Origin of the sequence: Ruegeria arenilitoris, assembly GCF_013035315.1 — a bacterium.
Taxonomy (GTDB): Bacteria; Pseudomonadota; Alphaproteobacteria; order Rhodobacterales; family Rhodobacteraceae; genus Ruegeria; species Ruegeria arenilitoris_D.
This window is the reverse complement of record NZ_WQHP01000020.1, coordinates 1-4628: the sequence shown is the minus strand read 5'-3', so window position 1 is coordinate 4628 and position 4628 is coordinate 1. Positions and strand designations below refer to the sequence as shown.

The window sequence follows — 4628 nt, the reverse complement described above, 5'->3', positions numbered from 1 at the left end:
GTGCCAGCCGGGTTTTCTGAAAAATACGCTTCAGCCGCCGCAACGGTCTTCCATTGACTATAGCTCGCCTTGTCGGCGCCCATTTGTGGTTCGGTACGGTAAAGGAGTTCACCTGCCATGTTTTCGAGGTTCTCGAGTATGTCATTCAACGTCGAAGCCTCTGTCTCACCAGCGGTAGCTTGTTTGTGGCAAAGCCACTTCTCAATGCATCGGGCATATGCATTCAGAGCGTCGGATCTGGACAGGCGGATGGGTGCTTTAAACGTTGCCCATCCACGCTTCTCGACCTGTAGCCACGGAACTTCCAGCAGGTATATCTGAGTGCCAGCTTCGGCTACGTAGTCATACTCTGTTGGCTTTTGCCCTTGCCAGAACACAAGAAACGGATCCTCATATAGAATTCCCTGAAATCGAACCGGTTCGCCATTGGGTAAGACTAAACCGAGAAAGACTGTGTCGCCGTGTTGAGCTTCTTGGAAACGAATACGCGAAAAATATTCCTCGCAATAAAGGTTAAAACCATTGTGTTGGGCCATGCGCCAATTCAGCTTCGGACCCTGTGGAGAGAGAGCGAGTGCTTCGAGTTGGACGCCAGTGTAATCAGGCAGGTGATCCACTGAACGTATTTTCTTGGACCGTAACATAGCGCCTCAGTTAACCCTTACTGCGACCAGCTCTGGCAGTAGCACATTGAAATTCAATTATTCGTAATAGTTTGCACGATTCGGATAGCCAGTCCTAAACTCAGGTTACATTATCGATCTCGAACACAGAAAACCTGTCAATGTCCTCGGAGTGCCTCATGAAGAAGCTTACACTTTCCATTGCTGCGCTATTGGTGTCCTCAACTGCTCTCTATGCGCAGGCCGCCGATCTGGTCTTTACCAACGCATCCGTGCTTACCATGAATGACGATGCGCCGACCGCGCAGGCCGTTGCGGTCACGGGCAACCAGATAAGCTATGTTGGTGATGTTGCTGGGGCCGAGGCGCTGATCGGAGATAACACCGAGGTTCTGGACTTGGGCGGGGATACCCTTCTGCCGGGCTTTGTGTCAGGCCACGATCACATCGTTGCATCGGGTTGGACTTCGCGCGGTGTCAGTCTGTTTGGAATTGAAACACTTGAAGAGGCATTGGCCGCAGTCAAGGAATATGCCGATGCAAACCCTGACGAGGAATTGATCCTTGGATATGGGTTCAATCAGGTGGCTTATGGCGGGTGGCCCACAAAAGAAGATTTGGATTCGGTGGTTTCTGACCGTCCGGCCTTTATCCTCGACTTCACAATCCACGATGTTTGGATGAACTCCAAAGCTTTCGAAGCGGGTCAAGTCAGCCCTGACGAAGAGGATCAGGTGCCGGGCGTTATGTTCTGGCAGCGTGATGCGGAAGGCAACCAGACCGGTATCGGCATTGAGTTCCAGTGGGCTGCGGCATTTCGAAATGCAGGCGCTTGGGATCCAGCAGGTGAAATTCCTGACATCCAGAAAAATCTCTACGATCAGGCCGTCAAAACCGGAATCACAGCGGTACACGTGCCTCTGATGGCTATGCCGACAGTTACCGATCTGTCTCTTGTGAAAGATGATGAAAAACTCGCACTGGCCCACCTACACGAACTTGAAAAGAACGGTGAGCTAACGATCCGCACTTTTGTTGCGACTGGATTCAAGGACCCGACCGCCACTGCTGACGAAATAGTAGAACACACACTTGAGTTACGCGAGCAATACGACAGCGACATGCTGCGCATCTGGGGCATCAAAATCCATCCAGAAGGGAACTGGAGTTCAAAGACGGCCTGGATGCTGGACGATTACGCCGATGGGTCTGCAACGCGCGGTGCGGCTGCCATTGAAGGCCCAATGATAACTTCGGTCTATCTGCATGCTAATCAGAACGGGCTTCCGGTGGGCACTCACGTGGATGGATCACAAACAGTGCGTAATACGGTGGACGCGATCATGACCGCGCGCGGCGCTGGTTATGACGTTCCCAACAATCTATTGCATCACTACTTTTGGGTATCAGATCAAGACCATGAAACAGTCATTGAGAATGACATCATGGTAAATACGACGCCTATTTTCCACGTTGATTGGGAAAACCAAGATGTTAACGCATTGGACTTGTTGGGTCGTGCAAAGGTCGAGGCGATTTTTGCCCGCTATTCCTCGCTGATGGCACTCGGACACAACGTATCGATATCTTCGGACGTGCCATCCTCGCCGATTGATCTGATTGGTCCGCTCCTCAATGTTGAGATTGCGATGACTTTGCAGGACCCGCTGAATCCGGACAGCAAACCGTTCCCGTTGTCTCGCAAACCGGCCTCATTGGAAGAGTCGCTGAAAGCGGTCACGATCTATCCTGCGGCTCAGCAAGCGATGGAGGACAAAATAGGCTCCATCGAGGTGGGAAAATATGCCGACCTCGTCGTTCTCGATCAGGACATCACCGCAATCGAACCGCGCGAAATCTCGAACATCAAGGTGTTGGGTACGCTAATGGATGGGCGGTTCACGCATCGGGACGGCATTTGACTGCTGGGGCGCACAACGCCCTTGGCCGTCTCGTGCAAACTCCGGATAGGAGACCAGAATTGAAACGACTGGTTCGTTGTACCGCTTTTTTGCTGGCAACAAGTTTTTCAACGGTGACTCATGCTCATGCGGAAGAAGTCGCATTTATCGCCATACTAAGCGTTCCGGCTGAAAACGCGCAGGCTTTTGATGCTTTGGCCAAAGACATGGTTGAGGCCTCTGCCACCGATGACGGGCTTTTAGTTTACGAGTTCGCCCGAGTTGGCGAGACGGTGTACGGCTATGAACGTTATGTGGATGCCGCTGCCCATGCCCGGCACGAAGCGTTGATCGAGCCCTTCATTCCACAGTTGGTTGAGTTGGCGAAGTTCGAGAAAATCGTCACGCTATCGTGGCTTACGGATGACCATCAGGAACTGTTCCGAAGCATTGGTGCAGAGATTGGCCAACCAATTGCCGCTGCAGCGCAAGGACGATCCAAATGAATGCGCGACGGCAAAGAAGGTTTAGAAAAAGTCTACAGAAAAATCTAAGCGGAACACGGAAGCAAATGATGAAATGCCGACTTTGCACTTGTGCTGTTTTCTTCGCTGGGCTGATGAGTCTTCAACCCATTGCAGCTCAAGCTTGTGACGCGGCTTGTCAGGCAGCGCGGAAGGCGGCGAACCCGCTTGCGGACACAAAAGCACTGATCACCGACAATACAATCGCCTTTAGGACCGGGACGAATGACGACGACAGCTACAACTTTCAGCTACAGCCCGTCTATTCAGTTCCACTGACAGACGCCACACTTGTGCTTCGGGGGATTGTGCCGATCCAAGGTGTCCAGCCCGGAGCTGTGTTGCCGCCTGGAATTGTCGATCCTTCGGAAGAAGACGATTTGACCTGGGGCATCGGCGATTCAACTGTGCAGGCATTTTATTCACCTACGCCGGGAGAAAGCGGAATCGCACTGGGCTACGGCCTGCAAGTTTCCTTGCCAACGAACACGAATGACGCCTTGCAAGGCGCAGGTTGGGGGGCTGGTCCTGCCTTTGTCATGTTTGGGCAAACAGGTGATTTGTCTTGGGGTGGTGTCGTTGCCCATATGTGGGGCGAGAACGATTTCAGTGTGACCATCCTTCAACCTATACTCACCTACGGTTTGGGAGAGGGTTGGTACGTTGGGTACAACAACGTCGTTTCGTACAACTGGAATTCGGCCAGCAATGATGAAGCGTGGGCAATTCCATTGGGTTTGACCGCTGGCAAAACGTCGATCATCAATGAGGCTAAAGGCACCGCTATGGATGTCAGTGTCGGGTACTACACTTTGGAGCGCAAACCTAACGGCGGGCCGGACAGACAACTTAAACTGGGTCTGTCGTTCTTTTTTTGAATGGCGCTTCGGAAGAATGATTCAAGAGACTGCTTTCAGCGACTGGGCACAAAAAACACGAGAGTGAAATCCCTTGCACATTAAACTTGGCCGAAAAAATTGACCCGTCGCAACTTGGAGTGAAAACTGGAGTTCAGAAATGACAAGTAACCTGATTGCTCTGATAATTTCTGCTTTTGCGCTCGCATACACTCAAGATGCTCAGGCAGATGTTGTCCAAGTCCCGCAAAAATCTGCTGCCCAAACTTCTCCTTCAGGGGCAAAGCGTTTTGACATGTCTAAGCGCATACTTGATTTGGCCATTGCCGCAAGCTCCACAGCGCTAGATGATCCTATTCAGGAGCATGTTGCGGTTAGCTGGCGTGATTTGAAGCCAACCCTAAAGTCTCTGGAAACCCCATTTGAAACACTGCCAGATCCGTTGTTGAACGCTATGCGAACGCAAGTTCGTTGGCGAACATCCAGTGCCAGTGAGCGCTCTGATCCTGATCTGATAAAAGAATACAGGGCGGCCAATGGTGTTCTGGCCGCAAATGATGTCGACGTAGAAAAGCTAATGCTAGAGCGCCGAAAAATCATTGCGCAAAACAACGCAATCGGACGCGGTCCAAATCTTGAAAAACTGGGTACAACAATCAGGCTACCCGGGTACATAGTACCACTGACAATCGATGGAGGAGTTGTAACCGAATTCCTGTTTGT

The 4628-nt window shown here is 51.6% G+C and carries 5 protein-coding genes; 4 read left to right on the top strand and 1 reads right to left on the bottom strand.

The features are described 5' to 3' along the window. A partial coding sequence (locus GOV53_RS21150) for a hypothetical protein (protein WP_170470534.1) occupies positions 1–536 on the bottom strand: 536 nt, incomplete at its 3' end. Positions 537–802: 266 nt separating this feature from the next. On the opposite strand from GOV53_RS21150, the gene GOV53_RS21145 reads away from it, so the two are divergent. The 4 genes from GOV53_RS21145 to GOV53_RS21130 form a co-directional block, all read left to right on the top strand. Continuing rightward, the gene (locus GOV53_RS21145; protein ID WP_170470531.1) at positions 803–2545 is read left to right on the top strand and encodes an amidohydrolase; all 1743 of its coding nucleotides are present in this window, start codon (positions 803–805) and stop codon (positions 2543–2545) included. Positions 2546–2604: 59 nt separating this feature from the next. Then, the gene (locus GOV53_RS21140; protein WP_170470528.1) at positions 2605–3030 is read left to right on the top strand and encodes a putative quinol monooxygenase; all 426 of its coding nucleotides are present in this window, start codon (positions 2605–2607) and stop codon (positions 3028–3030) included. Then, positions 3027–3926: a hypothetical protein gene (locus GOV53_RS21135; protein ID WP_170470525.1), complete on the top strand. Its 900-nt coding sequence runs from the start codon at positions 3027–3029 to the stop codon at positions 3924–3926. Before GOV53_RS21140 ends, GOV53_RS21135 begins: the two co-directional genes overlap by 4 nt. Before the next feature lie 139 nt (positions 3927–4065). Next, positions 4066–4628 (top strand): DUF3299 domain-containing protein (locus tag GOV53_RS21130; RefSeq protein ID WP_170470522.1); only part of this gene is annotated, 563 nt, incomplete at its 3' end.